Annotated in this window: 28 protein-coding genes; 13 read left to right on the forward strand and 15 right to left on the reverse strand. The window is 64.8% G+C overall.

What is annotated here, in order from left to right; translation table 11 throughout:
- Positions 1 to 142: 142 nt before the first annotated feature.
- The 4 genes from ACUY1T_RS16770 to ACUY1T_RS16785 all read right to left on the reverse strand — a co-directional run bounded on the left by ACUY1T_RS16770 (position 143) and on the right by ACUY1T_RS16785 (position 4,669).
- Positions 143 to 802: a peroxiredoxin gene (locus ACUY1T_RS16770; protein ID WP_446024718.1), complete on the reverse strand. Its 660-nt coding sequence runs from the start codon at positions 800 to 802 to the stop codon at positions 143 to 145.
- A gap of 145 nt (positions 803 to 947) precedes the next feature.
- Complete coding sequence (locus ACUY1T_RS16775) at positions 948 to 1,619, reverse strand: hypothetical protein (protein WP_446024719.1); 672 nt, start codon at positions 1,617 to 1,619, stop codon at positions 948 to 950.
- A 147-nt stretch (positions 1,620 to 1,766) separates the two neighbouring features.
- A complete protein-coding gene (locus ACUY1T_RS16780) occupies positions 1,767 to 2,672 on the reverse strand; it encodes a ketopantoate reductase family protein (protein ID WP_446024720.1) in 906 nt (301 codons plus the stop codon).
- Positions 2,673 to 2,740: 68 nt separating this feature from the next.
- Entirely contained in the window at positions 2,741 to 4,669 is a 1,929-nt protein-coding gene (locus ACUY1T_RS16785; RefSeq protein ID WP_446024721.1) for a DNA topoisomerase III, read from the reverse strand.
- Between the two features lie 140 nt (positions 4,670 to 4,809).
- Between ACUY1T_RS16785 and ACUY1T_RS16790 the strand changes: the two genes are divergently transcribed.
- Together ACUY1T_RS16790 and ACUY1T_RS16795 are read left to right on the forward strand one after the other, a co-directional pair.
- Positions 4,810 to 6,054, forward strand: a complete 1,245-nt coding sequence (locus ACUY1T_RS16790; protein ID WP_446024722.1) for an ABC1 kinase family protein — start codon at positions 4,810 to 4,812, stop codon at positions 6,052 to 6,054.
- Between the two features lie 84 nt (positions 6,055 to 6,138).
- Positions 6,139 to 7,956, forward strand: a complete 1,818-nt coding sequence (locus tag ACUY1T_RS16795; RefSeq protein ID WP_446024723.1) for an SEC-C metal-binding domain-containing protein — start codon at positions 6,139 to 6,141, stop codon at positions 7,954 to 7,956.
- 9 nt (positions 7,957 to 7,965) lie between these two features.
- On the opposite strand, the gene ACUY1T_RS16800 is transcribed toward ACUY1T_RS16795, so the two are convergent.
- Complete coding sequence (locus ACUY1T_RS16800; protein WP_446024724.1) at positions 7,966 to 9,333, reverse strand: AmpG family muropeptide MFS transporter; 1,368 nt, start codon at positions 9,331 to 9,333, stop codon at positions 7,966 to 7,968.
- Positions 9,334 to 9,510: 177 nt separating this feature from the next.
- On the opposite strand from ACUY1T_RS16800, the gene rfaH reads away from it, so the two are divergent.
- The 5 genes from rfaH (at position 9,511) to ACUY1T_RS16825 (ending at position 12,650) form a co-directional block, all read left to right on the forward strand.
- Positions 9,511 to 10,053 carry a transcription/translation regulatory transformer protein RfaH gene (gene rfaH, locus ACUY1T_RS16805; RefSeq protein ID WP_446024725.1) on the forward strand — a complete coding sequence of 181 codons (543 nt, stop codon included), beginning with the start codon at positions 9,511 to 9,513 and terminating at the stop codon, positions 10,051 to 10,053.
- A 42-nt stretch (positions 10,054 to 10,095) separates the two neighbouring features.
- On the forward strand, positions 10,096 to 10,602 hold the full coding sequence (locus ACUY1T_RS16810; RefSeq protein ID WP_446024726.1) for an FKBP-type peptidyl-prolyl cis-trans isomerase: 507 nt from the start codon (positions 10,096 to 10,098) through the stop codon (positions 10,600 to 10,602).
- Positions 10,603 to 10,760: 158 nt separating this feature from the next.
- The gene (ccoM, locus tag ACUY1T_RS16815; protein WP_411793905.1) at positions 10,761 to 10,877 is read left to right on the forward strand and encodes a cytochrome c oxidase subunit CcoM; all 117 of its coding nucleotides are present in this window, start codon (positions 10,761 to 10,763) and stop codon (positions 10,875 to 10,877) included.
- A gap of 163 nt (positions 10,878 to 11,040) precedes the next feature.
- Positions 11,041 to 11,526: a hypothetical protein gene (locus ACUY1T_RS16820; RefSeq protein WP_446024727.1), complete on the forward strand. Its 486-nt coding sequence runs from the start codon at positions 11,041 to 11,043 to the stop codon at positions 11,524 to 11,526.
- Positions 11,520 to 12,650 (forward strand): GGDEF domain-containing protein, encoded by a 1,131-nt coding sequence (locus tag ACUY1T_RS16825; protein ID WP_446024728.1) that lies wholly within the window; start codon positions 11,520 to 11,522, stop codon positions 12,648 to 12,650. The genes ACUY1T_RS16820 and ACUY1T_RS16825 overlap by 7 nt, the downstream gene beginning before the upstream one ends.
- A gap of 1 nt (position 12,651) precedes the next feature.
- Here ACUY1T_RS16825 and ACUY1T_RS16830 read toward each other — a convergent pair whose 3' ends face one another.
- From ACUY1T_RS16830 to ACUY1T_RS16840, 3 genes are all read right to left on the reverse strand, one after another.
- Entirely contained in the window at positions 12,652 to 13,206 is a 555-nt protein-coding gene (locus ACUY1T_RS16830) for a lytic transglycosylase domain-containing protein (RefSeq protein ID WP_446024840.1), read from the reverse strand.
- A 112-nt stretch (positions 13,207 to 13,318) separates the two neighbouring features.
- Complete coding sequence (locus ACUY1T_RS16835) at positions 13,319 to 15,040, reverse strand: proline--tRNA ligase (RefSeq protein WP_446024729.1); 1,722 nt, start codon at positions 15,038 to 15,040, stop codon at positions 13,319 to 13,321.
- A gap of 150 nt (positions 15,041 to 15,190) precedes the next feature.
- Positions 15,191 to 15,784, reverse strand: a complete 594-nt coding sequence (locus ACUY1T_RS16840; protein ID WP_446024730.1) for a GNAT family N-acetyltransferase — start codon at positions 15,782 to 15,784, stop codon at positions 15,191 to 15,193.
- 133 nt (positions 15,785 to 15,917) lie between these two features.
- On the opposite strand from ACUY1T_RS16840, the gene ACUY1T_RS16845 reads away from it, so the two are divergent.
- On the forward strand, positions 15,918 to 16,355 hold the full coding sequence (locus tag ACUY1T_RS16845) for a hypothetical protein (RefSeq protein WP_446024731.1): 438 nt from the start codon (positions 15,918 to 15,920) through the stop codon (positions 16,353 to 16,355).
- Positions 16,356 to 16,404: 49 nt separating this feature from the next.
- Here ACUY1T_RS16845 and ACUY1T_RS16850 read toward each other — a convergent pair whose 3' ends face one another.
- From ACUY1T_RS16850 to ACUY1T_RS16870, 5 genes are all read right to left on the reverse strand, one after another.
- Positions 16,405 to 17,331 carry an N-acetylmuramoyl-L-alanine amidase gene (locus ACUY1T_RS16850; protein WP_446024732.1) on the reverse strand — a complete coding sequence of 309 codons (927 nt, stop codon included), beginning with the start codon at positions 17,329 to 17,331 and terminating at the stop codon, positions 16,405 to 16,407.
- Between the two features lie 2 nt (positions 17,332 to 17,333).
- Positions 17,334 to 18,092: a DUF3307 domain-containing protein gene (locus ACUY1T_RS16855; protein ID WP_446024733.1), complete on the reverse strand. Its 759-nt coding sequence runs from the start codon at positions 18,090 to 18,092 to the stop codon at positions 17,334 to 17,336.
- Positions 18,089 to 18,730: a hypothetical protein gene (locus ACUY1T_RS16860; protein ID WP_446024734.1), complete on the reverse strand. Its 642-nt coding sequence runs from the start codon at positions 18,728 to 18,730 to the stop codon at positions 18,089 to 18,091. Before ACUY1T_RS16860 ends, ACUY1T_RS16855 begins: the two co-directional genes overlap by 4 nt.
- A gap of 223 nt (positions 18,731 to 18,953) precedes the next feature.
- Positions 18,954 to 20,135 carry a vWA domain-containing protein gene (locus ACUY1T_RS16865; RefSeq protein WP_446024735.1) on the reverse strand — a complete coding sequence of 394 codons (1,182 nt, stop codon included), beginning with the start codon at positions 20,133 to 20,135 and terminating at the stop codon, positions 18,954 to 18,956.
- Between the two features lie 3 nt (positions 20,136 to 20,138).
- Positions 20,139 to 20,993, reverse strand: a complete 855-nt coding sequence (locus ACUY1T_RS16870; protein ID WP_446024736.1) for an AAA family ATPase — start codon at positions 20,991 to 20,993, stop codon at positions 20,139 to 20,141.
- 148 nt (positions 20,994 to 21,141) lie between these two features.
- Between ACUY1T_RS16870 and ACUY1T_RS16875 the strand changes: the two genes are divergently transcribed.
- A complete protein-coding gene (locus ACUY1T_RS16875; RefSeq protein ID WP_446024737.1) occupies positions 21,142 to 21,987 on the forward strand; it encodes a sterol desaturase family protein in 846 nt (281 codons plus the stop codon).
- On the opposite strand, the gene ACUY1T_RS16880 is transcribed toward ACUY1T_RS16875, so the two are convergent.
- Complete coding sequence (locus ACUY1T_RS16880) at positions 21,984 to 22,868, reverse strand: NAD(P)-dependent oxidoreductase (RefSeq protein WP_446024738.1); 885 nt, start codon at positions 22,866 to 22,868, stop codon at positions 21,984 to 21,986. The genes ACUY1T_RS16875 and ACUY1T_RS16880 overlap by 4 nt on opposite strands.
- A 47-nt stretch (positions 22,869 to 22,915) precedes the next feature.
- Here ACUY1T_RS16880 and ACUY1T_RS16885 point away from each other — a divergent pair, with 47 nt between their 5' ends.
- The 3 genes from ACUY1T_RS16885 to ACUY1T_RS16895 all read left to right on the forward strand — a co-directional run bounded on the left by ACUY1T_RS16885 (position 22,916) and on the right by ACUY1T_RS16895 (position 24,911).
- Positions 22,916 to 23,452: a VOC family protein gene (locus tag ACUY1T_RS16885; protein ID WP_446024739.1), complete on the forward strand. Its 537-nt coding sequence runs from the start codon at positions 22,916 to 22,918 to the stop codon at positions 23,450 to 23,452.
- Between the two features lie 30 nt (positions 23,453 to 23,482).
- Positions 23,483 to 23,833: a DUF2200 domain-containing protein gene (locus ACUY1T_RS16890; RefSeq protein ID WP_446024740.1), complete on the forward strand. Its 351-nt coding sequence runs from the start codon at positions 23,483 to 23,485 to the stop codon at positions 23,831 to 23,833.
- A gap of 316 nt (positions 23,834 to 24,149) precedes the next feature.
- Positions 24,150 to 24,911: a metallophosphoesterase gene (locus tag ACUY1T_RS16895; protein ID WP_446024741.1), complete on the forward strand. Its 762-nt coding sequence runs from the start codon at positions 24,150 to 24,152 to the stop codon at positions 24,909 to 24,911.
- A gap of 2 nt (positions 24,912 to 24,913) precedes the next feature.
- On the opposite strand, the gene ACUY1T_RS16900 is transcribed toward ACUY1T_RS16895, so the two are convergent.
- Positions 24,914 to 25,390, reverse strand: coding sequence for a phosphatidylglycerophosphatase A family protein (locus ACUY1T_RS16900; protein ID WP_446024742.1), 477 nt, complete (start codon positions 25,388 to 25,390; stop codon positions 24,914 to 24,916).
- A gap of 283 nt (positions 25,391 to 25,673) precedes the next feature.
- Here ACUY1T_RS16900 and ACUY1T_RS16905 point away from each other — a divergent pair, with 283 nt between their 5' ends.
- On the forward strand, positions 25,674 to 25,955 hold the full coding sequence (locus ACUY1T_RS16905; RefSeq protein ID WP_446024743.1) for a DUF503 domain-containing protein: 282 nt from the start codon (positions 25,674 to 25,676) through the stop codon (positions 25,953 to 25,955).
- The last annotated feature ends 520 nt before the right edge of the window (positions 25,956 to 26,475 follow it).

Consider the following 26,475-nt stretch of genomic DNA (forward strand, 5'->3'; position numbering starts at 1 on the left):
CGAATTGTAAACTCCGTCTTGTCGCTGCTTTTCGCCTCGTCTGGCCATCGCTCGTAGACTTTTCTTGTGTGCTGTCTACCCGCGGATGCGAATGCCCCGGCATGTTGCCGGGGCGGTGTCGTCAATGAAGCCTGGTATGGCTTCAGTTAGGCTGCTTGACGGTGCGCAGGTAGGGCTTGATGGTGGTGAAGCCTTCCGGGTACTTCTTCTTGGCTTCCTCGTCGCTGACTGCGGGCGGGATGATCACGTCATCCCCGGGCCGCCAGTTCACCGGGGTGGCCACGGTGTGCTTGGCATTGAGCTGTATCGAGTCGAGCAGGCGCATCACCTCGTTGAAGTCTCGCCCCGAGGTCATCGGATAGACCAGCATGGCCTTGACCTTCTTGTCCGGCCCGATGATGAACACCGAGCGTACCGTGGCGTTGTCGGCCGGGGTGCGACCCTCGGCGGTGCCGGGTTCCTCGGCGGGCAGCATGTCGTAGAGCTTGGCAACCTCGAGCTTGTCGTCGCCGATCATCGGGTAGTTGGGCGCGGTGCCCTGGGTCTCCTCGATGTCCTTGGCCCAGGCAGTATGGTTGTCCACCGGGTCTACCGACAGGCCGATGATCTTGGTGTTGCGCCTGTCGAACTCGGGCTTGAGCCTGGCCATGTAGCCCAGCTCAGTGGTACAGACCGGAGTGAAATCCTTCGGGTGCGAGAACAGGATGCACCAGCTGTCGCCGATCCATTCATGGAAATTCACGGTGCCTTGGGTGGTTTGGGCCGTGAAGTCGGGCGCGGTATCGCCGATTCTGAGACTCATCGTCGTGACTCCAGGTCATGAGTTCATGTAAAGGGGCCGCATGTCGGCATGCAGCGCTGATTGAATATAGAACACACCTGCTTGAGATGCCGTGGTGTCCGGTGAAATGCAGAGATGTCGGGCATGCGTCAGCCCTGGCAGTTGCTCAGAAGGCGTAATGGAGCGAGGCCGTGATCAGGTTCAGGTGGGCCATGCTGGGGGCATCGATCTCCTCGAACTCCAGCCGGCTCACCAGGCGATTGTGTTGCAGCCTGGCGCCGAAGCCCTGAGTTCGGGCGGTCCCGGTCGTCGCCATGTACAGCGGCTCGCTCTGAGACACCGGGTCGCCCTCCCATTCGGCAAAGCCCGACTTGGCGTAGAGACCGACCTGGCCCAGGCGGACGCCGGCTACCAGGCTGCCACCCAGGGTGGTGGAGTTGACCAGCATTGCCTGATCGGCATGGCGGGTCGGAACCTCGTCGCTTTCGCGATAGGTGAACTCGGCCCCCAGGTCGAGCCGCGGCAGGTTCATCGGCGAGAAGCCCGCCGTCAAACGAAAGCCGGAGGTATAGCCGTCAGGCGTCTGAAGATCGCCTCCCTCCAGCACGAGACCGTTGTCGAGATACATCAGGTCGCTGGTCTTGCTGGCGTAGGCAGGTGCCAGACGAGTCATGGTCAGCGAAGCCAGCAGGTCATGCGAGGCCTCGGTATAGGCGTCGGGCTCGCTGTGCAGAGGCATGTTCACAACGTGTGACGTGCCCGTCTCTGCCATGGCCACGAGTGGCAGCAGCGCCAGGCCGGCAGCCATGGTGATGGCACTTCTGAAACACGTTTTCATGTTTCCTGTCCCATTTCCCTGTGCGAGGCGACTCGCCTGACAGGAGGTCTCTATGCGAAACGCTATGCGAAACACGCGCCTAGCTTGGAGATAGTAAGCCAATGACGAAAGACTAGCAGCCTGCCAGGGCGATAGCCAGGCAACTCCTTAACGCTGGGGCTGGGTACTGCGTGCCAGGATGGCGTCGAGTTCGCTCAGGTTGGGGGTGGCGATGTCGTGCCGATGGGCGGCTGACAGCAAGGGCCAAAGGATTGCCTCACGTTCGGTGGGCCTGCCGGCCAGCACGTCCTGTAGCATGGAGGCGCGGTTGTTGGCGGTTCCCGCGACCACCTGCCATACCAGGGCATGCCAGCCCATTACCGGAGGTGCGATGTCCTCGGCGGCCATGATCGTGGCGACTTCGTCGATGATTCGTTCCACCATGGGCCGAAAAGGGCGGTCGCGCAGCTGGCCGTTACGAATGCGAAAGCGTGCCACCAGTGGGTTGATGGCGGCGTTCACGGCCAGCTTGTGCCAGAGTCGCACGTCGATGTCCGTGACCGCCTCGGCGGCCAGGCCCGCCTGGTCGAGCAGGGCGGCCAGTTCGCGGCATGATGGGGCATGCCGGTTGGCAAGGTCGCCAATATAGGTGATGCCGCGACCGGCATGGGTGACGCCGTCGTCACCACTCAGCCAGGCGCCTTCGGTGGTGGAGGCGCACAGCACGGGGCCTGGATGGCGCTGGTCGAGTTCGGGTTGTACCTGGTAGCCATTCTGCCACAGCACCAGCGTCGGGGTGCCGGCCAGCCGGGCCATGGCGGCGATATAAGCCGCCTCGGCGGCATAGGCCTTGGTGGTGAGGTGCAGAAAGGTGGGCGTCGCGGGCGGCAGTCGGTCGACTTGGTGCGTGACGAGGCGGCGCGTGTGCAGCGTGCCTTCCGGGGTGGTCAGTGTCTGCTTGGCGGGCAGCGCCCGGCGTCCAGCCAGCACGACCGGTGCGACATCGGCCAGGTGCATGGCCAGTAGCCGACCCAGGGCGCCGGGTCCGACAATCAGATGAGTCTGGTCGTTCATGTGATGCCTTGGCGGAAGGAACAAAGGCAGCATACCGATGCCCGGTGGCCGGATGCCAGCCCGCGGGATCATGCACTCGTGCGCGGCTTGCGGCGCGTTCGTCCCGGAGCGCTGCGGCTGCGTCGGCTCTTGCCAGCCGCCCCGCGTCGCTTCGGTGCGGCAGCGGCCTCGCCCTGGGCCGTGGCCATGGCCTGGCGTAGGCGGCCTGCATCGGCGCTGCCCAGCAGGCCACGCAGATCTTCGACCAGGGCGGAGAGGAACGGAGCAGGGTCGTCGTTACGCTCGACGATGGCCGTCAGTCGCTGTTCCCACAGTGCCGTACGCTCGGGCCGTGAGGCGGCCTCGGGCAGCGAGGCGATCAGGCCCGTGCCCAGCCGGGTGGCGCGCAGCGTCTTCTTCAGCCGCACCAGGTAGCCGCGTTCGATCAGCGTCTCGATGATACCGGCGCGAGTGGCTTCGGTGCCCAGGCCGTCATGCTCGCGCAGGGTGCGTTTGACTTCGGGGTCGTCGACGTAGCGGGCAATGTTCATCATCGCCTTGATCAGGCTGGCGTCGGTGAAGGGTTCCGGTGGGCGTGTCTCACGATCCTCGACTTCGCATGCTTCCACCCGGCAGGCTTCGCCTTCTGTCAGCGGGGGTAGCGGCGGGGTCTCGTCGCGGGTGGTGAACAGCGGCTTCCAGCCCGGCTGGAGCAGTTCCTGGCCGCTGGCACGAAAGCGCTCGCCGAGGATGGTGAACTCCGCTTTCACTTCGCGAGCGACCAGCGGCGGATAGAACTGCGCCAGCACGTTGCGTGCGATCAGGCGGAACACGTCGGCCTCGGCGCGCTCCAGCCGTTCGAGTTCGGCCGGCTTGCCGGTAGGCGCCAGGGCGTGATGGGCGCCCACTTTCTTGTCGTCCCACGCCTTGGAGCGCAGTGCAAAATCGGCGCCTGCCAGCCAGCCGCGCAGGGTCTCATCGCTGCCGCAGGCGCTCTCCAACGTGGAGCGTGCCTGGCCCAGATGCTCCTCAGGGAGGTAGCGACAGTCCGAACGCGGGTAGGTGATCAGCTTGTGGCGCTCGTAGAGCCGCTGGCAGATGTCCAGCACGGCCTGGGCCGAGAGCCCGAAGCGCCGCGCGGCGTCCACCTGCAGCGCCGAGAGCGAATAGGGCAGTGGGGCGGGCTGACGCTTCTGGCGTGTCTCGAGCGAGGTCAGCTTGCCCTCGGCACCGGGCAGCCGTTCGGCCAGTGCCTCGGCCGGAGCGCGTTCGAGCAGGCGGCCCTGGTCGTCTAGCCGGTGGTTCTCGCCCGGCTGCCACCAGGCGCGCAGCTTGCCGTTGGCCACCGCCAGATCGGCCCACAGCACATGAAAGGGGTAGGGGACGAAATCGCGGATCTCGGCGTCGCGGCGCACCACCAGCCCGAGCACCGGGGTCTGCACCCGGCCCACCGAGAGTACGCCGTCGTGGCCGGCCTGTCGCCCGGTCAGGGTCCAGGCGCGGGTCAGGTTGATGCCGTACAGCCAATCGGCGCGGGAGCGCGACTCGGCAGCACGGTAGAGCGGCTGATAGCGGGCGTTGTCCTGCAGCCGCGTCAAGGCCCGCTGCACCGCGGGACGGTTGAGGTCGCTGACCAGCAGGCGTGACACCGGCCCCTTCCAGCCCAGGTACTCGATGACCTCCTGCACCAGCAGTTGCCCCTCGCGGTCCGGGTCGCCGGCATGCACCACTTCACGGGCCTGCTTGAGCAGCTTGCGAATGACAGCGAGCTGCCCCCTGGCCTTGGGCCGCGGGCTGAGCTGCCAGCGCGCCGGCAGGATCGGCAGGTGGTCCAGGCGCCACTGCTTGAAGGCGGGGTCGTAGGCGTCGGGCGGGGCCTGCTCCAGCAGGTGACCCAGGCACCAGGTCACCACGGTTTCACCGGCGTGGATGGCGCCGTCCTCACGGCGCACGCCACCTGGCAGGGCGTCGGCGATGGCCCGGGCCAGGCTGGGTTTTTCGGCGATGATCAGGCGCATGTCACCCTTCCGCTGCAGTCGAGTCGCGTCATTTATGGATATTCTTACAGTAATCGACCGCCAAGGCCAGGGGCCAAAAACGCCACAAGCTGTACAATGCCTGTAGCGTATAGGAATCGATGGGGAGAGGAGAACCCACCATGCGGGAACGGGGAAGAACGCGACGCCTGTTCGGTCTCGGTGCGCGTACCGGCGGCACCCTGCTGCGCAGCCGGCTCGGCGGCGAGGCAGACTGGCGCGCGCTGGGTGAAGCCCTGTTCGAGGGACTCTCCGAGCTGAAGGGGCCGGCCATGAAGCTGGCCCAGATCATGGCCCAGTGGGACGACCTCTTGCCGCCGGATCTCGCCGACGAGCTGGCGCGCCTGCAGCGCCAGGCCGAGCCCATGCCCTGGGAGGGCATACGACGCACCCTGATCGAGCAGTACGGTGAGCTGGACCTCCACTTCCTCGAGATCGAACCCACGCCCTTCGCCAGTGCCTCCATGGGGCAGGTGCACCGCGCGGTGACTCGGGGTGGCGAGACGCTGGTACTCAAGGTGCAGTATCCGGGGTTGGCCGAAGTGCTGGAGGGCGATCTGGCCCAGCTCAGGCGCATCATGCGTCTCGGTCGCTGGCTCAAGGTGTCGCAGGCTCGCCTCGATGCCCTGTTCGAAGAACTTGCCGCCAGCCTGCGCAGCGAACTCGACTACCACGCCGAGGCTCGCGCGCTGGCGCGCTACCGGCAACGCTATGCGCATCTGGAAGGGCTGCTGATTCCCGAGCCGTTGCCCGATCTTTCCGGCCCGCGGGTGCTGGCCATGCGCTACGTGGCCGGCACGCCGCTGCGCGAGCTGGAGGAGGCCGACGATGCCGTGCGCCAGCGTGTGGCCGCGACCCTGGCCGACTGGCTCACCGAAGAACTCTTCACCCACGGCGAACTGCATGCCGATCCGCATGCCGGCAATTTTGCCGTAGACGCCGAGGGTCGGCTGGTGATCTACGACCTGGGTGCGGTGATCCCAGTGCCGGAAGCGCACCTCAAGGCGACGATGCAATTGCTCGATGCCACCCTGGCGGGAGACCCCATGGCCATGGACGATGCTCTGCGTCGGCTGGGTGGCCGCCAAGGGCAGGGTGCGCCGCTGGCGCTGTATCGCGAATCCGCCGAAGCGGTGGCGCCGCTGTTCGAACCCGGCCCGCAGGACTTCTCCGACGTCAGGGTGCACCGCCGTCTGCGCGATCTCACCCCCAAGGTGTGGGCGGCCATGGATCGCTTGCAGCCACCAGCGGACGTGCTGCTGCTGTCGCGCACGCTTAACGGACACTACTGGAATCTGGTACGCCTGGGAGCTCGCCTCGACATGCATGCCCGCACCCGTCCGCTGCTGGCCTGGGCTCGACGATGAAGCTATGCGCAGCCTGCCTTGTGTGCAGCACCGAGCCACGCTTCCCTGTTACTATATGCGCCTTTTGAACTGGCGGAGAGTGTGATGCTGGCAGTATGGGTGGAACAGCTGCTGGGCTATGCTTCGGGTGCCTTGGCAGCCATCCGTGAGGAGGAGCGCTACCCGGCCTTCATGGCTTGGGCGCGCGAGGAGGGTGCCGAGTTGATGGGCGGTGACCTGGCCATGGCCCAGGCACTCGCGCCCATCCTGTGGAGCCAGACTCCGCTCGAACGTACCGGATTTACCAGCGAGCCCTTGGCGCGCCCCGGACGCAACGAACCCTGCTGGTGCGATTCCGGGCGCAAGACCAAGCACTGCTGCGGTGCCGTCGCGATGCCCGCCGAAGTGCCCGACCACCTGATGTGGATGCTCTCGCTGCGGGACTGGAAGGGCCCTACGCTCAAGGCTGCCCTGGAGAGCGGCAACGCTCCCGCCCAGGCCCTGCTCGAGGCCGGGCTGATTGCCGCCGAGACGGGCCAGCGCGGGCGTGCCCAGCAGATCCTCGAATCGCTGTTCCAGCGTGCCGACTGGTCGCGCCTGCCGGCCCAGGCCGAACCCGCCTTCGAACTGCTGATCGACCTCTACCAGGAGCGCGGCTTCATCCGCAAGCGCACCGAGCTGCTCGACGAGGTGCTCGAACGCGGCCCGCTGTTCCTGCGCGGTGTGGCCCTGGAGCGGTTGTGCCTGATGCATCTGGACAACGACGACCTGGACAGTGCCCGTTCCGCCTTCGTGCGGGCCCAGCAAGCGCTGCCCGATTCGCCGACCCTGGCCTATATCGAGGCCATGCTGCTGCTGCACGAGGGGCATGAGGAGGAAGCCGCGGAACGCGCACGCTTCTGGTTTCGGCGCCTGGCCCGCAAGGGCGAGCTGGAGCCCGACCAGTTGCAGTTCCTGGCCGACCTGGCGGAGAACCCCGGTGCTACCCTGGCCGACCAGCTGCTCAACGCCGAGGAAGACCTAGCAGAGCCGCTGGCCGCCTTGCAGGAGTTGTTGTCGGAACTGCCAACGGCACCCGGGTTGGATGCGCAGCGTACCGCATCTGGGGAGCTGGAGTATCACAGCAGTGCCCGGGAGGACACCCTGTTCGCCGCCTGGCACAAACACTTCCAGGTGGAAGTGGATGACGAGAGCGCGCTGGGTCTCAAGGGCGACCCCTGGGTCCAGGCCGGCGACTGGCTGCGCGAACTCTGCGCGCATCCCGAATGGCTCGACTCGCCGCGGGTGGTGGAGGCGTTGACCCTGGCCCTGACCAGCCGCTTCGGCAGCCTGCCATGGATGTCACCGAGCCTGTTCGAGCCCTTGGCCGACCGTCTCGAGCGCTGGCTCGAGCGGGTCCGAGGCGAGGGTGAGGGGCCGTTCCTGTGGGACAGCGCCGACAACGCCGTGCTGCTGCGTACCGGCCTGGCACTGGTGGTCGGCATGGAGCGGGGCGCCCGGGAGCGCTCGCGGCGCCTGGCCGAGCGGCTGCTGGTACTCGACGATCAGGACAGCCTGGGGCTGCAGGAGCTGGTGCTCGATCAACTGCTGCGCGAAGGGCGTGACCGTGAGGCGCTGGCCGTGACCGAGACCCGGCGCGACGACACGCCCGTACTGGGCCTTCTCATGGGGCGTGCGCTGGCGCTGTTCCGGCTGGAGCGTATCGACGAGGCCAATGAGGCACTACGCGAAGTGCGCCACCATAATCCCCATGCGCTGCCCATGCTGTGCGCCGAGCAGACCCGCCCGGTGCAGCAGGGGCCGGACAGCGTCGCCGAGCCTGGCACCCGCGCCGAGGCGTGGCAATATCGCACGCTGATGCGCGACCAGTGGCGCATCACGCCGGGCGCATTGGCCTGGCTGCAGGAGCAGATCGACGGCTGAGATGCCCCGTCAGGCCGCGCGCGGGGTGGGCGGCGGAACCAGCTCCTTGTCGCGGCTGATCCAGATCGCCAGGGCAATGGCCGGCAACCCCAGTGCCGTGGCGATGACGAAAAAGGTGGCGTAGCCCTCCGCCGCTACCACCAGCCCACCGAAGCCGCTCAAGAACTTGCCCGGCAGTGTCATCAGCGACGAGAACAGTGCGTACTGGGTGGCGGTGTAGGCGCGCGAGGTCAGGCTCGACAGGAAAGCAATGAACACTGCGCTGGCCAGGCCATTGGCCAGGTTGTCACCAACGATGGCCATCACCAGCATCGGTAGGCTCTGGCCGGCCAGCGCCAGGGCGGCGAACAGCAGGTTGGTCAGCGTCGCTGCCGCCGCGCCCAGCACCAGTATCGGGCCGATACCATAGCGTGCCACCAACAACCCGCCCAGGATGCCGCCGCTGATACTCATGGCGATGCCGAACACATTGGTGACCTTAGCGATGATTTCCAGCGAAAAGCCCAGATCGATATACAGCGGGTTGGCCATCGAGGCCATGGCCAGGTCGCTGATGCGGAACACGGCCACGAACACCAGCAGCCACAGCGCCTTGAGCCGATGCCGGGAAATGAAATCGGTGAAGGGGCACACCACCGCACCGATCAGCCAGGCGCCCAGGCGGCGCAGGTGGCGCGGCTTGCCGCGGCTGACGCGGATGAAGGCGCGTACGCGGGGCTCATGGATCAGTTGGATGGAGAGCGACAGCCGCTTGGGCTCCGGTCGCAGCAGTACCGTGATCACGCCCACGCCGACCAGCAGGGCCATGGTCAGGTAGGCGGCCTGCCAGGATAGCCATGAAGCCACGTAGAGGGCGCCGGCGCCCGCGGCCAGCAGGCCGCCACGATAGCCGATGATATAGGTCGAGGCCATGGCCGCCTGGATGTCATCCGGTGCCGACTCGATGCGGAAGGCGTCGATGGCGATGTCCTGGGTGGCCGAGCCGAAGGCCACCAGCAGCGCGAAGACGGCCACCAGCGTCAGGTTCTGCTGCGGGTCGAGGCTAGCCAGGCCCACCAGCCCGCCGGCAATCATGGCCTGGGCCAGCAGCATCCAGCCGCGCCGTTGGCCGAAGGTGCGCGTCAGTACTGGCAGGGCCAGGCGATCCACCACCGGTGCCCAGAAGAACTTGATCGAGTAGAGCATGCCGATCCAGGAGAAGAAGCCGATGGCGGCCACCTGGACACCGTCGCTGCGCAGCCAGGCAGAGAGGGTCGAGAACACCAGCAGGAACGGCAAACCGGCCGAGAATCCCAGGAACAGCATGGTGATGACGGGGGCGCGTAGATAAATGGCCAGGGCGGCTCCCCAGCTGCGCTGAGCGGTAGGGGTGGTCATGCGTGGCGATACTCCTCGGTGTGACAACGGCCAGGGGGCGGCCCGAGGCCGGCAACGATGCTAGAATGGCACACCGCTCGGCGGAGGTGGGCGGCCCAGGAGGACCCATCGTCCGGCCGCTCGATTGTTGCAGAGCCCCGGCATCGATGCCAGCAGGATATCCGGTAGGAGGCCTTCATGAGCCACAGCGAACGTCAGCCGATCGAAGACGAGAACGATAGCCTGCCGCACTGGTACGTCGTTCAGTGCAAGGGAGGAGAGTCCTTCCGTGCTGCGGAGCATCTGGCCAACCAGGGCTACGAGCTGTTCCACCCCATCTTGCAGGTCCAGAAGAAGCGCGGTGGCAAGCTGGTATGGCTGGACGAGCCGCTGTTTCCCCATTATTTGTTCATCCGTCTCGACCGCATCGCCAGCAACTGGCGGCCGATTCGCTCGACCCGCGGCGTGCTCAGGATCGTCACCTTCGGCGATCGTCCGTTGCCTGTCGATGACGAACTCATCGCGATGTTGCGTGAGCAGGGCGCCCAAGGGGCGGAGAATGTCGCCAACGTCTATTTCCGCGCCGGCGAGAAGGTGGAGATTACCGAAGGGCCGTTCAAGGATCTGCAAGCGGTCTTTGCCAGCCACAAGGGCGATGAGCGGGCGATCGTGCTGCTCAATCTGCTCAATCGCCAGCAGCAACTGGAGATGCCAGTGGCAAACCTGCGTCCACGGACGTAACCGCTTGGCGCTCGCCTCGCCAACCGACCAAAGGAGACCGCCATGAACATCGCCCCGCAGCGGGTCGTGACCCTGCACTACGTGCTCAGCAGCGAGCAAGGCCAAGTGCTCGACGACTCGCGAGCGCGTGCCAAGCCCCTCGAGTACCTGCATGGCCATGACAACATCATGGCCGGCCTCGAAAGGGTCCTGATGGGACACGGGCCCGGCGCTCGATTGAGCATCACGCTGCCGCCCGAAGAAGCCTATGGCTTGCGCAACGAGAGCCTGGTCCAGGAAGTCGGCCGCAATGCCTTTTCCCAGGACGACCTGGCGCCTGGGATGCGCTTCCAGACCCCCGGCGATGACGGTCCTCAGGTCGTGACGGTGCTCGAGGTGCATGACGACAGCGTGCTGATCGACACCAATCACCCCCTGGCCGGGCAAACCCTGAGCTATGCCTTGGAAGTGCTCGAAGTACGCGAGGCGACTCGTGCCGAACTGGCCAAGGGCCATCCGCTTCCCGCGGGTATCGAACCTTCCCAAGTCGAAGACCGCAAGGCTCCCTGACCCCTCGGGAAGCTCGAGTCAGCTCAAAAAACTGACCTGTGTCAATTCGCTGCGCGGCACTCGTCGAGGCCGAGGCGAAATTTGATGCAGGTCAGTTTTCCATGGGCGTCAACCGGCTAGAGTGAACCCATCACATCAGGTGACGGGGAGAAACCACCATGTACTGGGATGATGCAGTGATTTTCGGGCTGGTAACCGTCGCGATGATGGTCGCTTTCATGGCAGGTTGGATCGGCTTCGTGATTCGCGACCATCGTCGCAAGCGCAAGCACTGAACCAGCCTGTAGAGCAAGTCGTCAGGGGAGGGGGGAGTTTTCCCCCCAGTAGCCGGCCCAATTGGGCCGGCATTTTTTCGTGGTAGACTCCGTCGGTAACGGTACGCCAATGGCGCTATCGGCACGAGAAAAAGAAGAAGAACAAGAACAAAGGGAGTCTGCTATGTCCTACCTGGACCGCATCCGTCAATGCGCGCAGGGGCTGCTACCTGGCATCCTGCTGATTGCTTCGACCGCCGCTCTCGCCAATCCCGATGCACTGCTGTTACGTGATGCTGGGCGCGAAATCCCGCTCACGGTGGAGGAGCTGCGCGCCCGCGCCGACGTCGAGTTCCGCTTCCATGATCCCTATCTGGCCGAAGAGGTCGAAATCCGGGGGCTCGTCTTCCGCGACCTGCTGGTCGAGCAGTTTGGCGGGGTGCCGCCACAGCTCCATTTCGAAGCCTGGGACGACTATGACGTGACCCTGTCCGGCTGGGACGATCCCAACTGGATTCTCGTGACTCACCAGGACGGCGAGCCGATCGGCCTGCGCCATCGCGGCCCGGTACGCCTGGTCGAGCGCGATTATGGCCGTCGTGATCCCGCCAATCTGCGCAATTTCAATGACTGGATCTGGATGATTCGCAGCATCGAGGCGGTATGGTAGAACCCGTGCGTTTCTGGCGGCGTCACGTACGCTGGCTGTGGCTCAGCCTGATGAGCTTCACCGCTCTGATGCTGTTGATCGCCTACCAGACGCGTTGGGTCTATCCCGAGATCCACGCCTATTTCAGCCAGTCGGGCAACCTCACGGGCCAGCAACTGGCCACCCGTGCTCGTGGCTATCTCCAGGAAGGGCTCGACCTGCTGTTGCAATCGCCCCGCGACGCCGATACTCGCCAGCGTGCCCGCTTCCAGATCAAGCTGGCCTACAGCCTGTTCGACATTGGCCTCTACCGGCGGGAGTACGACTGCACCGGGCCGAGCCTTGTGGCCATGGACCGCCTGCTCCAGCGCCTGCAAGGGGACGCCCCCGTCGAAGCCTCCCACCTGCGTGAAAGCCTGCTGGAGCCGATGCGTTGCCTGACGCGGATCGAAATGCACCAGCTCGATCGACGTAGTGCGGTCACATCTGAGTTCGTCGAGGAGACCCGCCGCCACCAGGGGCAGGTACTGGGCGGCAGCCTGGTGATCTTCGTACTGGGCTTGGGCTTCTGGTTCATGCACGAGCTTCAGCGTCGCCGTGCCGCCAAGTCTGCCCGCGAGAGCCTGGAGTGGATGACCCGTGCCCTGCGCGATCCCTTGACCGGAGTCGGCAACCGCAGCGCCTTGCATGACGACGTGGTCGCCTCCCAAGGACGTGCCATGGGCATGCTGCTGGTCGATATCGATTACTTCAAGCAGTACAACGACAGCCTGGGCCATCCCGACGGCGATCGGCTGCTGCGCCGCCTGGTCCAGTTGATCGAGGAGGCTCTGGCGCACGAGGCGAGGCTCTACCGGATGGGAGGCGACGAGTTTGCCGTCCTGTTCGACTGTCTCGATGACGAGGTCCTGAGCGAGACCTGCCGAGGCGTCATCGAGGCGCTGCGTGCCGCCGATATTCCGCATCCCTCCCACCCTCACTCCGCGCACGTTACCTTCAGTGTGGGGGCGGTGCGTTTCACTGCCTCTCATGCCGAGCTGGACGCCGGCTATGCCGCCGCCGATGCGGCGCTCTACCAGGTCAAGACCCAGGGTCGCGACGGCTGGGCAATAGCCACGTCGAACACCAGCAAGGTAGCTGGCTGAGTCATCGCTTGACCCACCAGTGGTCGGTCCAGGCGCGCATGACCCGCTCGGGGTACCAGGTCTGGCCCAGGCTGCCGTTGTAGCGGGCCAGTGCACGGGTGAGGTCGCCGCGCTCCACGGCCAGGTAGTGGGCGAGTATCGTGCAGCCGTAACGCAGGTTGAGCCAGGGGTCCATCAGGTCGTCGGCCGTGCGGCCCAGCTCGCGAATCCAGAACGGCATGATCTGCATCAGCCCTACCGCGCCAGCGGAGGAGACGGCATCGGCCTGAAAGGCGCTTTCCACCTGAATGACCGCAAGGACGATTTCAGGAGCCAACCCGGCCAGCCGGGCCTCGTGGTAGATACGGGTAAGCATCTCGCTGCGCAGGGCGTCGTCGCGCACGAAGCGTGCGAGCCTGGGCTCCATCTGGCTCATCCACTGGCGTGCCGCCCATACCTGATCCGCTGAGGGCGGTGTGCCGACCAGCGTATCGAGGGTCTGGCGCAGCGAAGGGGGAATGTCGGGCTCCACCCGTACCCGCTGGGCGGATGGGGCTTGCAGGGCAACGGGCAGCATATCAAGCAAGCCCGCTTCCCCGGTGTCGATGGCTTCGCCATGTTCCAGTGCCGCAGTTGGCAAGGTGCCAAGCAGGCCGGCCGCGACCAGTAGCGTCGCGGCCAGCCGGCGATCAGGCCTCGATCCGCTCGCGCAGGAACTCGACGATGTTGTCGGCCGGTACCATGGTCGCTTCACTGTCACGCCGCCCCTTGTACTCCAGTTCGCCGTTGTCCAGCCCGCGGTCGCCGACCACCAGGCGGTGGGGAATGCCGATCAGCTCCTGGTCGGCGAACTTCACCCCGGGGCGCAGGTCGCGGTCGTCCAGCAGCACGTCGATGCCGGCCGCGGTGAGGGCCTGGTAGAGCCGCTCGGACTCCTCGCGCACGCGTTGGGACTTGTGGGCGTTCATCGGCACCAGGGCGACCTGGAAGGGGGCGATGGCGTTGGGCCAGATGATGCCGTTCTCGTCGTGGTTCTGCTCGATGGCAGCCGCCACTACGCGGGTCACGCCGATACCGTAGCAGCCCATCCAGGGGTGGGCGGCGCGGCCAGAGTCGTCGAGCACCGTGGCGTTCATCGCCTCGGAGTACTTCTTGCCCAACTGGAACACGTGGCCGACCTCGATGCCGCGCTTGATCGAAAGCGTGCCCTTGCCGTCCGGCGAGGGATCGCCCTCGACCACGTTGCGGATGTCGGCCACCTTGGGTAGCGCCACGTCGCGCTCCCAGTTGATGCCGAAGTAGTGCTTGCCGTCGACGTTGGCACCGGCACCGAAGTCGCTCATCAGCGCCACGCTGCGGTCGATGATGATCGGCATGTCGAGATTCACCGGACCCAGCGAGCCGGGACCGGCGCCGACCACGGCGCGAATTTCCTCTTCCGTGGCCATGGTCAACGGCTCGGCCACCTCGGGCAGGTTCTCGGCCTTGATCTCGTTGAGCTCGTGGTCGCCACGCACCAGCAGGGCGATCAGGCCGCCCTCGGCAGCGCGCACCATCAGCGTCTTGATGGTCTTCTCGATGGGCAGGCCGTGCTGTTCAACCAGGGCGGCGATGGTCTTGGCATTGGGCGTGTCGACCAGGCGCAGTTCCTCGCTCGGTGCGGTGCGCTCGGGATTGACACCCAGCGGCGCGGGCAGCGCCTCGGCCTTCTCGATATTGGCGGCGTAGTCGGACTCGGTAGAGAACGCGATATCGTCCTCGCCCGAGGCGGCCAGCACATGGAACTCATGGGAATCGGTGCCGCCGATGGCGCCGGTGTCGGCCAGTACCGGGCGGAAGTCCAGGCCCAGGCGGGTGAAGATCCGCACGTAGGCGTCGTACATCGCCTGGTAGGTCTCCTTGAGAGAGGCCTGGTCGATGTGGAAGGAGTAGGCATCCTTCATGATGAACTCGCGCGAGCGCATCACGCCGAAGCGCGGACGGATCTCGTCGCGGAACTTGGTCTGGATCTGGTAGAAGTTGGCCGGCAGCTGCTTGTAGCTGGAGAGCTCGCGGCGCATCAGATCGGTGATCACCTCTTCATGGGTGGGGCCGACACAGTAGTCACGCTCGTGGCGGTCCTTCAGGCGCAGCAGCTCGGGGCCGTATTGCTCCCAGCGGCCGGACTCCTGCCACAGCTCGGCGGGCTGTACTGCCGGCATCAGGACCTCCTGGGCCCCGGCGCGATCCATCTCCTCGCGCACGATGCGTTCCACCTTGCGCAGGGTGCGCAGGCCGATCGGCAGCCAGGTGTACAGGCCCGAGGTCAGGCGACGGATCATGCCGGCACGCAGCATCAGCTGATGGCTGACGACCTCGGCGTCGGAGGGGGTTTCCTTGAGGGTGGCGATCAACAGTTGAGTGGCGCGCATGGGTCCGACGTTTCCTTCCAGCATGGGCTTGACATGATTCGGCGTGCCGCGGCGGGCGGCGTTCGGGGCATTGTACGGCCAACGGGGAACGGCGGCAAAAGCGTTGCCCAACCTGCATGACCGATCGGGGCTGATCCGTCGCCAGGCCTCCTACCTCAACGACTTCAGCCAGAACACCATCGGCTTGTCGGTCTCCTCCGGCTCGCCGATGTCCTTCCAGCGGAAGGTGGTGGCGAGCTCCGGATGCCGCTCGTAACCCTGCGAGCGCCAGAAGCCGTGCAGCGGCACATAGCCCTCCGGCTTCAGCGGATGGTCATCGGGACGCTCCACGGCACAGAAGGCCACGGTGGAGAAGCCTTGGCGGACCGCATGGCGCTCGCGCTCGGCGAGAAACGCCTTGCCGATTCCGCGGCCACGGTAGCTCGGCAGCAACACCGACTCACCGTAATAGAACACGCTGTCGACATCGAAGCCGGCCTGCTCGAAGGGCGCGCGGAACTCCTCCACGTCCTTCGCCAGCGGCATGCCCGTGGCGGCACCCACCAAGGCATCGCCATCCTCGGCCAGCACGAACAGGCTCTCTGGGCATTCGGCGTAGCGGCGCAGGTAGTTGGCCTCGTAATCGAAACTGCCATCGTAGAGGTAGGGAAAATCGCGGAATACGGTGATCCGCAGGTGGGCCAGCTCGTCCAGTCGCGGCTCGATGGCGTTGCCTTGGAGGATACGCAGTACGGTTTCACTCATGGCGGTCTCCGTGAAAAATGTAAACGCTCGTATTAGTCGGCGTTGTGGTAATCTCCCGCCATTCTCCATGGCGGCGCCAAGGGCGGCAATCGTCCGGCGCCGGTAAGCTGACTTTCTGCGGAGCATCCGTTCCATGAGGATCCTAATCCGTCGTGCCCTGATTGGCCTGGTGCTTGGCGTCTCCATTACCGCCCTGGTGGGCTGCGGTACCGTCTTCCATCCCGAGCGCAAGGGCCAGATGAGTGGCCGCATCGACCCGGTAGTCGCCATTGCCAATGGTGTGGGCCTGCTGTTCTTCATCGTCCCGGGCGTGATCGCCTACGCCGTGGACTTCTCCAACGGCACCATCTACCTGCCTGGTACTCACGACAGCGCCAGCGTCGATGTCCTGCAGATGGAGGAGAGCATGGACGTACCCACCCTGGAAAGACTGCTCTCCGAAAAGACGGGCAAGTCGTTCAGTCTGGACAGCGAGCTGGTGCGGGTCGAAGAGGTGGAAAGCCTCGACGAAGCCCTGGCCCTGGTGCGCATGGCCGGCATCAACGACCGCGAGCGCCTGGCGACCATGTAACCCGCCCTGGCTCGACGGTTTTCCGACGTGGCCCAGGGGGTGTAAACCACTAGCTTTTCGGCTGCGTCATCGCCCCCTCGAGCCGCTCCAGCTCGAGGGGGCGATACGTTTCCAGCAGCGCCCAGAGAATGGCGGCGGTCTCGGCGTCCGGCTCGCCGCGGTAGTCGGCGGGCCGGAAGCGCATCTGGAAGGCGCGTAGTACGGCGCGGGTCTGGCGATCCAGCTCACCCGTTGCCTCCAGCGGATAGCCCCAGGCGCGCAGCGCCTCCTGCAGAGTGGCGAGCGGTAGCTCCTCTGCCTCGAAGCGAGCCTGCCAGTGCGATACCGCTTCCTCCCCCGGCCATACGCCGATACCTGCCTCATGGAGTTCGCGCCAGGGGAAGCGCGGGCCGGGGTCGATCTTGCGCGTCGGCGCGATGTCGGAGTGGGCCACCACGTCGGTGGGGTGGATGTCGTGGCGCTCGATGATGTCAAGGGACAGGGCGATCAACGCCTCGATCTGCTCGTCTGGGTAAGGCGCCCAGTTCATCTCCACGGCGGCCTCGGGATGCGCCTCCAGCAACTGCTCCACCTCGGCGTAGGGTCGGTCGGGCCCGGTATTGACGATCTCGATGCCGATCGAGGTGTCGTTGATGTTGGGGCGTCCCTTCCAGGCGCTGGCGCCGGCGTGCCAGGCGCGGCGTTCCTCGTCGACGAGTTGGTAGACCAGCGGCTGTCCGCGGTGGTCCCGCGCCGGCAACGGCAGCACGTAGTGGGCGCTGACGTGAGGACCGGTGAGCACGGCCAGCGACTCGGCCTCGTCGACATCGGTGTAATGCATGACCAGGTGGCGCACCCGGCTGGTATGCGAGGGCGACACGTGGGTGTGATCCACTACGTAGCCGTTGCGCTGCTCGAGAGGCTCCGGTGTGGCGCAACCGCTTAGCCACGCGCCTGCGATAACGGCGCTCGCGATGGCGGTCCAGCGTTTCGGCATGATCAGCTCCCCTGTGTCACAAGCCGGATCAGCAAACCGAGCACCATGGCGGTCGAGACGCTGAGCAGGGTGCCCATCAGCACGTATTCGGTCAGCTTGCGATCCTGCGCGCCGCGCAGTTCGCCGAAGCGCAGCACCGACTTGGCGGCGAGCAGGAAACCAATGGCGGTCAACTGGTCGAGCAGCACCAGGGTCAGCACCAGGACGCGTTCGGCCATGCCGATGCGTGCCCCGGCGGCAATGAGCGTGCCCGGGTTGTCGATTTCGGCGCTCCAGCGCTGTATGACCAGGGCAATGACGATCGACAGCGGACGGGTGACGAGCACGTACGCGACGACGATGCCGAGCACCGGCGGGGTGAACAACCATTGCCAGAAGGTGACCAACGGCTGCCAGCTGCCCAGCCAGGCCAGCCATACACCCAGCAGCACCAGCAGGTGCAACGCCTGGTCGAGCATGAACCAGCGCAGCCTTGCCGGCGACAGATAGGACTTGCCGAGGTCGATCGCCATATGGCTCACCGCGACAGCAAGCGCGCCTCCCAGTACCATGGACAAGGAGGTACCGGTCGAATGGGTGAGGGTGGCCGCACCCAGCACCGCGCAGGCCAAACCTCCGTGTAGCGCTGCATGCAGGTAGAGTTGCGGGGAGCGCACCTTGCGCACGTAGCGAGCCTCGACCCAACGCCTTGGCTGCAGGGCGAAATCGCCAAGCAGATGGACCAGCACCAGCCCCAGCAGCAGCGAGAGATCGGCATTCATCGTGGGTCGTCCTTGAATCGTTGGCCGAGGTAGCGGAGATAATCGTCGAGCAGCGCCCAGCGGGCGGCCCGCAATCGCTTGTGCACGCCGGGCTGGCTGATACCGAGCCGCTTGGCGAGCGCCTGCTGGGACTCATCGTGCCACAGGCTCAGGTAGACGGCCTCGGCGGCGTAGCGCGACCAGCCATCGATCAGGTCGTCGACGAAGCGGGTCAGCAGGGTCAGGCACTCGCTCTCGGACTCCTCGACCAGCTTGAGGCATAGGTGGGAAGAGCCTTCGCTCATGGCGTCCAGGGTCTGACCGGAGCGCACGAACACCTCACCGCTGGCTTCAGTGACACGCTGTTCGGGTTGCCAGCGATCCTTGCCGATGGCGACGGCGATGCGGGCATCCCAGCGCTGGTGCTTTTCCGAATGGCGAATCAGCGCCGCGCGCAACAGTACCGCCGCGGGCAGGGCGTTCGCGGGGTCGGGCAGGGCGATCTGGAAGCCATCGCCACGGTACCGCTCGCCCTGCCCGCCGTAGTGGTCGGTGATCGCCTCAAGGGCGGTATCGAGCTCCTTGAAGAGTCGCTTCGGGTCGCTGGCCTTGCGGGAATCGACAAGGTCGCCCGTGAGTACGGCAATGCGCTGCACCATAGGCCCGCTCTGCATGAGGTATGGAAGGATAATAGCCCTTAAGGGTTATTTTTCAAGATAATAACCAAAAAAGGTTATAGCGGCCTTTCCACTATCGACGCTTGTACACGACCAAGTGAATGACATGGCTCGTCATACGAAAACTGTATGAAAATACAGTATAGAGAGCAGGCCCAGGATGAGCAAGCCATCGCAGGGCTATCGAGCCCGGCCTCGGCAGCTTCTAGCCGCGTGCCAACTCGCGCATGGCGCTCTCCAGCCCCTCCAAGGTCATCGGGTACATGCGATCGTCGATCAACTGGCGAATCAGCTGGGTGGAGTGGGTGTACTCCCAGGCGCGCGGCGGCATGGGGTTGAGCCACGCCAGGCGAGGAAATTTGTCGGCCAGTCGCTTCAGCCACGCCGCCCCGGCCTCGTCGTTGAAGTGTTCCACGCTACCGCCGGGGTGGGTCACCTCGTAGGGCGACATGGCGGCATCGCCGACGATCACCACCTGATAGTCGCGGCCGTAGGTATGCAGCACGTCCATGGTGGGGATACGCTCGCTGGTGCGGCGGTAGTTGTTGCGCCAGACACCTTCGTACAAGCAGTTGTGGAAATAGTAGTGCTCCAGGTGCTTGAACTCCGAGCGGGCGGCGGAGAACAGCTCCTCGCAGACGCGGATATGGTCGTCCATGGAGCCGCCCACGTCGAGGAACAGCAGTACCTTCACCGTATTGTGACGCTCCGGGCGCATGCGCACGTTGAGCAGGCCGGCGTCGCGGGCGGTGTCGCGGATGGTGGCATCGACGTCGAATTCTTCCGCAGCACCCTGGCGGGCAAACTTGCGCAGGCGGCGCAGCGCTATCTTGATGTTGCGCGTGCCCAGTTCCAGCGAATCGTCGTAGTCGCGGAAGCGGCGCTCGTCCCACACCTTGATCGCCCGGCGGTGGCGTGAGCCCTCCTGGCCGATGCGAATGCCCTCGGGGTTGTAGCCGTAGGCGCCGAAGGGACTGGTGCCGCCGGTACCGATCCACTTGTTGCCGCCGGCATGGCGCTCCTTCTGCTCCTCGAGACGCTTCTTGAAGGTCTCGATCAGCTTCTCCAACCCGCCCAGCGACTCGATCTGGGCCTTCTCCTCCTCGGAGAGCTGCTTCTCGAACTCGCGGCGCAGCCAGTCGTCGGGTATCAGCGCCTCGATGGCGGCATCGAGATTCTCCAGGCCGTCGAACCAGGCGGCGAAGGCGCGATCGAAGCGGTCGAAATGGCGCTCGTCCTTGACCATCACGGTACGCGCCACCTGGTAGAACGCTTCCATGTCGGCAAACACCACGCCGCGCTCGACGACGGCATGCAGATCGAGCAGCTCGCGCAGCGACACCGGTACGCCGGCACGCTTGAGGGTCTCGAACAGGCCGATGAACATGTCTCAGCGCCTCTGGTTGCCTTGGCGACGCATCATGAAGGCCAGCCGCTCGAGCAATTGGGTATCCTGCTCGTTCTTCACCAGCGCACCGGCCAGCGGCGGGATCGCCTTCACCGGGTCGCGGTGGTAGAGCGCTTCGCGGGCCAGCTCGTCGCTCATCAGCAGTTTCAGCCAGTCCACCAGCTCCGAGGTGGAGGGCTTCTTCTTCAGCCCCGGCGCCTGGCGCAGGTCGAAGAACACCTCGAGCGCCTGGCTGACCAACTGCGGTGCGATGTTTGGGAAGTGCACGTCGACGATGGCCTGCATGGTCTCGCGGTCGGGGAACTCGATGTAGTGGAAGAAGCAGCGGCGCAGGAAGGCGTCGGGCAGCTCCTTCTCGTTGTTCGAGGTGATCACGATGATCGGCCGATGCGTGGCGGAGATGGTCTCGCCGGTCTCGTAGACGTGGAATTCCATGCGATCCAGCTCCTGGAGCAGGTCGTTGGGGAATTCGATGTCGGCCTTGTCGATCTCATCGATCAAGAGCACCACGCGCTCGTCGGCGGTGAAGGCCTCCCATAGCTTGCCGGGCTTGATGTAGTTCTCGACGTTCTCCACCCCCTCGACGCCGAGCTGGGAGTCGCGCAGGCGGCTCACCGCGTCGTACTCGTAGAGCCCCTGGGCCGCCTTGGTGGTGGACTTGATATGCCAGGTGATCAGCTGTGTACCCAGCGAGGCCGCCAGCTCCTCGGCCAGCAGGGTCTTGCCGGTGCCCGGCTCGCCCTTGATCAACAGCGGGCGCTCCAGCGTCACGGCGGCGTTTACCGCCTGTTTCAAGGCATCGGTAGCCACATAGGTAGAGGTCGAATCGAAAGCCATGGTCATGCCTCGGCGTAGCGTCGTGTAGGGGAGAGTCAAACAAGTGTACGGAAGGGTGGGGCAAGGGACAAATCCCGATCGAACGCGATACCATCAGAAGAGGTAAACGGCCGGTCTGCCGCTGCATGCCGGCAGGGGAGCCATGAACATGAGCGAGACGCTTCTCCTTCACGAACCGCCGATCCGCCTCGGCATTTTCCTGCTGGTACTGGCGACGATGGCCCTGTGGGAAATCCTCGCCGCGCGTCGTCAGCAGCGGATCCGGCGCTGGCAGCGCTGGCCCGGCAACCTCTCGATCGTGGCACTGGACACCCTGGCGGTTCGCCTGGTGTTTCCCTTGGCGGCGGTGGGAGCCGCCCTGGCGGCTGCCGAGCACGGCTGGGGGCTGTTCCATCTGGTCTCGGCGCCGCTGTGGCTGGCGCTGCCGCTCTCGGTGTTGCTGCTCGACGCGGCAATCTACTTCCAGCACCGGCTGTTTCATGCCGTGCCCTGGCTGTGGCGCTTGCACCGCATGCACCACGCGGATCTGGAGTTCGACGTGACCACCGGCCTGCGTTTCCATCCGTTGGAGATCCTGATCTCGATGGGCATCAAGATCGCAGTGGTCACGCTGCTGGGGGCGCCGGCCGTGGCGGTGCTGATCTTCGAGGTCCTGCTCAATGCCACCTCCATGTTCAATCACGGCAACGTACGCCTGCCCGAGCGGGTCGACCGCCGGCTGCGCCTGGTCGTGGTGACGCCCGACATGCATCGCGTTCATCACTCCATCGTGCGCCGCGAAACCGACAGCAACTTCGGCTTCAACCTGCCGTGGTGGGACCGGCTGTTCGGCACCTATCGCGACCAGCCTGGCGCCGGCCACCTCGGCATGACGCTGGGCATCGAGGCGTTCCGCGACCCTCGCGAGCTAAGGCTGGACCGCATGCTGATCCAGCCCCTGCTGAATCCCAAGCCTCCTGCCGCGCAGACCAGTGAGCAGGAGTCCCAAGGTTAGGCTTCCTTCCGACGATATGCCTCCACCAGCGTAGCCGGGTCGTGCTCGGCGTTACCATGATTGACGTGGGCGCGCATCAACTGGGCGGCTAGCCCGCTCATGGGCGTGGCGCTGCCGGCGCGTTGGCTCTGGGCCATGGCCATGTCGAGGTCCTTGAGCAGGGTGCGCAGGTGCCAGGCCGGATCAGCATACTCGCTTGCCGCCATGCGCGGGGTGAGGATCTGGAACGGCTTGGAATCGGCAAAACCGCCGGCCAGCGCCTCGGTCAGGCGGCTGGCCTCCACGCCGCTGGCCTCGGCCAGGGCCACCATCTCGGCGATTACCGCCGCCTGGCAGCCGACGATCATCTGGTTGCACACCTTGGTGACCTGGCCGGCGCCTACGGGGCCCATGTGCGTGACGCGCGCCGAAAGCGGGGTGAGCAGGGGGCGCACGGCTTCGACGTCCGCTTCCGCACCGCCGCACATGACGGCCAGGCTGCCGGCCTCGGCCCCCGCCACACCGCCGGAGACCGGCGCATCGACCCAGCGCATGCCGCACTCTTCTTCCAGTTTCTCGGCAAAGACGCGCGTCGCCTCAGGGTCGCTGCTGGAGAGGTCGATCAGCCTTTGGCCCGCCCGACCGTGGGCCGCCACGCCGCCCTCGCCGAACACGACATCCTCCACCACGGCAGTGTTGGCCAGGCACAGCATCACCACATCGACCCTCTGTACCAACTCGGCTATGGAGCTGGCGAGCGTAGCGCCGGCCTCCTGCAGCGGCTCGGCCTTGGCCGGGGTGCGGTTCCATACCGTGACGGCAAAGCCGGCCTGCAGCAGGCGGCGCGTCATGGGGTCGCCCATCAGACCGATGCCGATGAAGCCGAGGCGGGGCTGTGTCATGTCGTCTCTCCAGAATGAGGCAGGGAAGCGGACCCCTAGCATGTGCGATGGAAGTATTTTCCATCAAGAAGGATGCTACATATCGTAGCGCAAACTTCAGTGAATCGAACCGTGCCGGGCTACGCTTCAAGGCAGCCATTGAAATGGAGCAGGTCATGAGTGAGATGAGTGATGCAAAAAACACACGAGTCACGGTGATCCCATGCCTGCGTTACCGAGATGCGCCAGCGGCTATCGAATGGCTCTGCCAGGCTTTCGGCTTCGAGAAGCAGTTCGTTGCCGCCAACGAGGATGGCACCATTGCCCATGCCCAACTGACGTTCGGCAACGGGATGATCATGTTGGGCTCGGCCACGGACAGCGAATTCGGGCATCTGATGAAACAGCCGGATGAAATCGGTGGCGCCGAGACGCAGTGTGCCTATCTCGTCGTCTCGGACGCCGATGCCATCTATACCCGAGCCAAAGCAGCCGGTGCCCAGATCGCCATCGAGATCAAGGACGAGGATTACGGCGGGCGGGGTTTCAGCTGCCGCGACCCGGAAGGCCATTTATGGAACTTCGGCACCTACGACCCCTGGTAAGGCGAGATGAGGCAGTTCAGGAGACATGAGATGTCAGGGCATCGAATCTTCTCGACACCTTTCGCGGTGGTGTATCCCATGTATGTGGAAAAGGCCAAGCGCAAAGGGCGCACGCAAGAGGAGGTGGATCGCGTCATTTGCTGGCTTACCGGCTATGACCACGCTGGCTTACAGCTTCAGATAGAACAGGAAGCCGATTTTGAAACCTTCTTTTCTCAGGCGCCAGCGATGAATCCACGCAGCTCACTGATCAAGGGCGTAGTGTGTGGTGTCCGCGTGGAAGAGGTTGCGGATCCACTGATGAAGAAGATCCGCCAGTTGGACAAGCTTGTCGATGAACTCGCCAAAGGCAAGTCCATCGAAAAGATTCTTAGGCAATGAAACCCGGGCGCCTCCTTCCAGGCGCCCGGGTGAAGCGAAGGTTCGACCGAAGGTTTGGCGTTTAGCCGGTTAATCTGCCACTGAGCTGGTCGCGCAGGCGGTCGACCATGCCGACGCCGGGGCCTACCGTCTTGTGGAACAGCTCGGAGTGGGGCGCGCTGGGAGTCGTTACGCCCTTTGCAACGGGCTATCTCAACATAGCCGCAGGCTGGCGCATGAGCCAAACCTGGCGGAGCCTTCCGTCTCCCGCTTATGCTGACCTTCTTGCAGAGGGGCCGGCAAACGGTTCGGTGAAAGGGAACAAAGGGAGGTTGTCATGCGGCTCAGGGTGCTGTCGGACTTGCATCTGGAACACTTCGACGAAGGGCGTGAGCTACCGGAAGCGCCAGCGGATGTGGTGATTCTCGCCGGGGACATTCACCGCCATGCGGAGGGGCTGGCCTGGGCGGCCGAGCGCTTCGCCGGGCTGCCGATTCTCTACGTGCCGGGCAACCACGAGTTCTATGGCGCTTGCATGCCGCTGCTTCGCCAGGCGCTGGCGGCCGAGGCCGAGCGGCTGGGGATTCATCTGCTCGACAACCGTTCGCTCACGCTGGGTGGCGTGCGCTTCCATGGCACCACCCTTTGGACCGACTTCGCGCTTTATGCCGATGACCCTGGCTTCGACCCGGCGCTGACCGAAGAGAAGGCGCGCTGGTTGATGCCGGATTTCAGCATTATCGAACAACCGAAAGGGGAGACTTTCAGTCCGGCCGAAAGCCAGCGATTGCATACTGAAGCCCTGGTTTGGTTGGCGGTGGAGCTGGCCAAGCCCTTCGACGGGCCTCGGGTGGTGATCAGCCATCACGCGCCGTTGGCCGAGTGTATCCCGCCGCGTTACCGGGGCGATGCGCTGTCGCCGGCCTTCGCCTCGCATCTGCCGGCGATGATGGGGCGCATGGACCTGTGGATCCACGGCCATGTACACGAGCCGGTGGATCGGGAAGTGGCTGGCACGCGGGTGCTGGCCAACCCTGGCGGTTACCCCGGGGAGTTCGAGCCACCGCTGTTCGTGCCGGATCTTGTCATCGAGGTGTGAAATCAGCGGCGGTCATACCGCCGCCATAGGGCCAGTATCGCCACCAGGACCAACCAGGCGTAGATCGCCGCCATGACGTCGTCGAGCACGATGCCGAGCCCGCCGCCTAGTGCTTCGATACGATCGATGGGAGGAAGTTTGGTGGTATCGAACAGGCGGAACAGGGCAAAAGCCAGTGCCATGACCCAGGGTCGGCGGGCGACGGAGAGTCCCAGCAACGCTATCGGGAAGGCCATGAACTCGTCGGCGACGACCTGGGGTGCATCACCGCCGCCCAGGGCCAGCGAGGCCACATGGCAGATCGGCACGGCGACGATCAGCAGGAACGCCATGATGCCAAGTTGCGAGCCACGGGAGAAGCCCAGCACCCACCAGGCCAGCGGTATGCCTAGCAGCGAGCCGAAGGTGCCGGGTGCCCAGGGCAGCCAGCCCAGCCCGAAGCCGGTGGCAAACAAGAGTACGGCGTTGTCCATGGTCATTGGCAGTACGCTTTTTCCCTATCGTCGGAGCGGGCCAATATACCAATTTCGCTGAATCGCTGGCATAAAGGAGTTGCGTATCGAGCGGTACGTGGCCCGGTCGCGCGACCCTGCGGCTCGGTCGTCCTCACCCTGACGAGAGCGAAATTCACCCAGCCATAGGCGGGTACAGCGATACTTCCTGATAGGCGGCGCCACGGAGCGCACCGGGAGGGAGTTGGCTCGACGCCACATGCTGAGCAGGCTGCCCCAGGCAGACATCGACCGAAGGAGCCCCAGCCGCATGTTCATTGCCGTACTGACCCTGCACATTTCCCTGCCCGGCTGTGCGTCGCTTAAGGAGAAGCGTCAGCGGATGGGCGGCTTGCACGAGCGCTATGGCCGCAACCCGGCGGTAGCAGTATGCGAGAGCGGCGAACATGACCGGCTGGAATCGAGTGAGTGGACCTTCGTGGCGGTCGGCAACGATCGGCAGAAGGTCGAATCGCTGTGCAGCGAGATCGAGCACAAGGTGCAGCGCACGGTGGATGGCCGCGTGATGGATGCCACTCGTGAGTTTCTGTAGTGACGTGGCCCACTCGTCGAGGCGTTCGGGCGGTTTATGCCGTTTCGCTGATTTTGCAATGCATCAAAATGCGGCAAGATAGCCCTTAAGTGGGTTTCGGTGGTGCAGGTAAGGTGAACTGGCATCGTATGGCACAAAGCCTGCGTGACTGTTTTTCTTGCAGGTCTTTGTTTTTTCAATGGTTCTGTAATTATTGGCGCAGTAATCGCTTTGTATTTGATAACCGAACAACGCTGCAGGAAGATCGGTGTGCGACTCCACTTCCTGAGCAACGTCGCCAATGGCTGAACGAACAGCGGGCGATATACCGATGTGAGCTGGCGTGCTCCACCTGACCCCCTTCGGGGGGTCTTTTTTATTTTTGGCTAGGGTGCGCGCTGGCCATGGATGCCGCAACTCGACCTTGGTCGTGCATGGTGAAATTGGCGGCCATGAAGTAACAAAAAGCTGCCAGGGCGTGCCCTGACAGCCTGTCGATCGATGGTTCGAGTCCCTTCCTGCGAAGCATCCGTGCTCCGTG

The organism is Billgrantia sp. Q4P2, assembly GCF_052806135.1.

What these genes read in the sequence shown, in the direction of transcription:
- ACUY1T_RS16840 (WP_446024730.1), bottom strand. Translation starts at nt 15,784, where the DNA reads ATGAGTGAAACCGTACTGCGTATCCTCCAAGGCAACGCCATCGAGCCG.
- ACUY1T_RS16905 (WP_446024743.1), top strand. Translation starts at nt 25,674, where the DNA reads ATGTTCATTGCCGTACTGACCCTGCACATTTCCCTGCCCGGCTGTGCG.
- ACUY1T_RS16870 (WP_446024736.1), bottom strand. Translation starts at nt 20,993, where the DNA reads ATGGCTTTCGATTCGACCTCTACCTATGTGGCTACCGATGCCTTGAAA.
- ACUY1T_RS16770 (WP_446024718.1), bottom strand. Translation starts at nt 802, where the DNA reads ATGAGTCTCAGAATCGGCGATACCGCGCCCGACTTCACGGCCCAAACC.
- ACUY1T_RS16850 (WP_446024732.1), bottom strand. Translation starts at nt 17,331, where the DNA reads ATGCCGAAACGCTGGACCGCCATCGCGAGCGCCGTTATCGCAGGCGCG.
- ACUY1T_RS16830 (WP_446024840.1), bottom strand. Translation starts at nt 13,206, where the DNA reads ATGCTGCCCGTTGCCCTGCAAGCCCCATCCGCCCAGCGGGTACGGGTG.
- ACUY1T_RS16790 (WP_446024722.1), top strand. Translation starts at nt 4,810, where the DNA reads ATGCGGGAACGGGGAAGAACGCGACGCCTGTTCGGTCTCGGTGCGCGT.
- ACUY1T_RS16860 (WP_446024734.1), bottom strand. Translation starts at nt 18,730, where the DNA reads ATGGTGCAGCGCATTGCCGTACTCACGGGCGACCTTGTCGATTCCCGC.
- ACUY1T_RS16875 (WP_446024737.1), top strand. Translation starts at nt 21,142, where the DNA reads ATGAGCGAGACGCTTCTCCTTCACGAACCGCCGATCCGCCTCGGCATT.
- ACUY1T_RS16895 (WP_446024741.1), top strand. Translation starts at nt 24,150, where the DNA reads ATGCGGCTCAGGGTGCTGTCGGACTTGCATCTGGAACACTTCGACGAA.
- ACUY1T_RS16780 (WP_446024720.1), bottom strand. Translation starts at nt 2,672, where the DNA reads ATGAACGACCAGACTCATCTGATTGTCGGACCCGGCGCCCTGGGTCGG.
- ACUY1T_RS16885 (WP_446024739.1), top strand. Translation starts at nt 22,916, where the DNA reads ATGGAAGTATTTTCCATCAAGAAGGATGCTACATATCGTAGCGCAAAC.
- rfaH (WP_446024725.1), top strand. Translation starts at nt 9,511, where the DNA reads ATGAGCCACAGCGAACGTCAGCCGATCGAAGACGAGAACGATAGCCTG.
- ACUY1T_RS16825 (WP_446024728.1), top strand. Translation starts at nt 11,520, where the DNA reads ATGGTAGAACCCGTGCGTTTCTGGCGGCGTCACGTACGCTGGCTGTGG.
- ACUY1T_RS16785 (WP_446024721.1), bottom strand. Translation starts at nt 4,669, where the DNA reads ATGCGCCTGATCATCGCCGAAAAACCCAGCCTGGCCCGGGCCATCGCC.
- ACUY1T_RS16775 (WP_446024719.1), bottom strand. Translation starts at nt 1,619, where the DNA reads ATGAAAACGTGTTTCAGAAGTGCCATCACCATGGCTGCCGGCCTGGCG.
- ACUY1T_RS16900 (WP_446024742.1), bottom strand. Translation starts at nt 25,390, where the DNA reads ATGACCATGGACAACGCCGTACTCTTGTTTGCCACCGGCTTCGGGCTG.
- ACUY1T_RS16835 (WP_446024729.1), bottom strand. Translation starts at nt 15,040, where the DNA reads ATGCGCGCCACTCAACTGTTGATCGCCACCCTCAAGGAAACCCCCTCC.
- ACUY1T_RS16795 (WP_446024723.1), top strand. Translation starts at nt 6,139, where the DNA reads ATGCTGGCAGTATGGGTGGAACAGCTGCTGGGCTATGCTTCGGGTGCC.
- ACUY1T_RS16810 (WP_446024726.1), top strand. Translation starts at nt 10,096, where the DNA reads ATGAACATCGCCCCGCAGCGGGTCGTGACCCTGCACTACGTGCTCAGC.
- ACUY1T_RS16865 (WP_446024735.1), bottom strand. Translation starts at nt 20,135, where the DNA reads ATGTTCATCGGCCTGTTCGAGACCCTCAAGCGTGCCGGCGTACCGGTG.
- ACUY1T_RS16855 (WP_446024733.1), bottom strand. Translation starts at nt 18,092, where the DNA reads ATGAATGCCGATCTCTCGCTGCTGCTGGGGCTGGTGCTGGTCCATCTG.
- ACUY1T_RS16800 (WP_446024724.1), bottom strand. Translation starts at nt 9,333, where the DNA reads ATGACCACCCCTACCGCTCAGCGCAGCTGGGGAGCCGCCCTGGCCATT.
- ccoM (WP_411793905.1), top strand. Translation starts at nt 10,761, where the DNA reads ATGTACTGGGATGATGCAGTGATTTTCGGGCTGGTAACCGTCGCGATG.
- ACUY1T_RS16890 (WP_446024740.1), top strand. Translation starts at nt 23,483, where the DNA reads ATGTCAGGGCATCGAATCTTCTCGACACCTTTCGCGGTGGTGTATCCC.
- ACUY1T_RS16880 (WP_446024738.1), bottom strand. Translation starts at nt 22,868, where the DNA reads ATGACACAGCCCCGCCTCGGCTTCATCGGCATCGGTCTGATGGGCGAC.
- ACUY1T_RS16820 (WP_446024727.1), top strand. Translation starts at nt 11,041, where the DNA reads ATGTCCTACCTGGACCGCATCCGTCAATGCGCGCAGGGGCTGCTACCT.
- ACUY1T_RS16845 (WP_446024731.1), top strand. Translation starts at nt 15,918, where the DNA reads ATGAGGATCCTAATCCGTCGTGCCCTGATTGGCCTGGTGCTTGGCGTC.